This is a genomic window from Streptomyces brasiliensis, from assembly GCF_014647875.1.
Taxonomy (GTDB): Bacteria; Actinomycetota; Actinomycetes; order Streptomycetales; family Streptomycetaceae; genus Streptomyces; species Streptomyces brasiliensis.
Genome location: NZ_BMQA01000194.1, coordinates 1 through 1,993, shown reverse-complemented (window position 1 = coordinate 1,993; position 1,993 = coordinate 1). Strand labels below are relative to the sequence as shown.

The window sequence follows — 1,993 nt, the reverse complement described above, 5'->3', positions numbered from 1 at the left end:
GGGGCTGCGGGAGTTCGTCGCGACACGGCTGCCGGAGTACATGGTGCCCGCCGCCTTCGTGACACTCGACGAGCTGCCGTTGACGGTGAACGGGAAGCTGGACCGCAAGGCACTGCCGGCGCCGGAATACGAGGCGGGCGCCGGTCGGGGCCCGGCGACCGTGCAAGAGGAGATCCTCTGCGAGGTCTTCGCTCGGGTGCTGGGGCTGGACGCGGTCGGCATGGACGACGACTTCTTCCGGCTCGGCGGCCACTCACTCCTCGCGATACGGCTGGTCGAGCGGCTGCGGGCGCGGGGCGTGACCGTACCGGTGCGCGCGCTGTTCGAGACGCCGACCCCGGCCGGCCTGGCGGGCGCGGCCGATGCCGAGGCGTTCCTGACACCGGAGAACCTCATCCCTGCCGGCGCCGAGCGGATCACGCCCGACATGCTGTCGCTGGTCGAGCTCTCCCAGGCGGAGATCGACCGGGTGGTGACGGCGGTGGAGGGCGGCGCGGCCAATGTCGCGGACGTGTACCCGCTGACGCCGTTGCAGGAAGGCATGTTGTTCCACCACCTACTGGCCGACGACGGCATCGACGTGTACGTCACCGCTCAGGTGGTTGAGTTCGACACCCGCGACCGGCTGGATGCGGTCACGCGTGCCTTGCAGCAGATCGTGGACCGCCATGACATCTATCGCACGGCGGTGGTGTGGGAAGGCCTGCGCGAGCCCGTCCAGGTGGTGTCGCGCCGCGCGGTCATGCCCGTCGTCGAGCACGAACTGGACCCTGTCGACGGCGACCCGGCCACTGCTCTGCTCGCCGCGGCCGGCTCGGTGCTGAGCCTGGGCCGTGCTCCGTTGATGGACCTGCATGTGGCCGAGGTGGCGGACGGCCGGTGGCTGGGCCTCGTGCGCATGCATCACCTCGCCCAGGACCGTCTGAGCCTGGATGTGTTGCTCCAGGAACTGCGGGCGATGCTGGCCGGGCGTGCCGACCGGCTCGCCCCGCCGCTGCCTTTCCGCGATGTCGTCGCCAGGACCCGGAGCATCCCCCGGGCCGAACACGAGCGCTTCTTCGCCGAGTTGCTCAGCGACGTCACTGAGCCGACCGCGCCGTACGGGCAGCTCGATGTGCGGAGCAGCGGCACCGACGCGATCACTGAACTGGCGCCCGTGGACAGCGATGTCGTCCTTCGACTGCGGGACATCGCCCAACGCCTTGGAGTCAGCCCGGCCACGGTGCTGCACGTGGCCTGGGCGCGGGTCCTCGGAGTGCTGTCCGGTCGCGACGACGTGGTCTTCGGGACGGTGCTGCTCGGCCGGATGAACGCCGGTGAGGGAAACGACCGGGTGCTGGGCCCGTTCATCAACACCCTGCCCGTACGCGTCCAGACCGGCCGACTGGGCGTTCGGACGGCGGTCGAGGACATGCGCGGCCAACTGGCGGCACTTCTGGAGCACGAGCATGCGCCGCTGGCCATCGCCCAGCACGCCAGCGGGATCGTGGGCGACGCGCCCCTGTTCACCTCGCTGTTCAACTACCGGCATCTGTGGCGAGGCGCGGACAACGCCGGCCGGCAGGGGTTCGAGGGCGTCCGCGGTGTGCTCGTCCAAGAACGGACCAACTACCCCCTGGCCGTGTCGGTGGACGACATCGCCCGCGAGCGGATGATCATCAGCGTCCAGTCGTACAGCTCCATCGACCCGGGCGCAGTGGGCCGCCTGATGTGCACCGCCGTGGAGAACACGGTCACCGCCCTCGCCGGGACACTCGACGGCGCCACTCCGGAGATCGCTCTGCGGGAGGTGGACATCCTCGATCCGGCAGAGCGGGATTGGCTCCTGTCGGGGTGGAATGACACGGCGTCGGGTGTGGCTGGTGCGTCGGTGGTGGAGCTGTTCGAGGCGCAGGTGGTGGCTTCTCCGGGTGCGGTGGCGGTGGTGTCGGATGGCGTCGAGGTGTCGTATGGCGAGTTGGATGTGTGGGCGAATCGGTTGGCGCATTGGTTG

Annotated in this window: 1 protein-coding gene; it reads left to right on the top strand. The window is 69.8% G+C overall.

From position 1 onward, the window contains the following. Nucleotides 1-1,993: condensation domain-containing protein (locus IEZ19_RS49620; RefSeq protein ID WP_229841741.1), on the top strand; the 1,993-nt coding region annotated here is incomplete at both ends.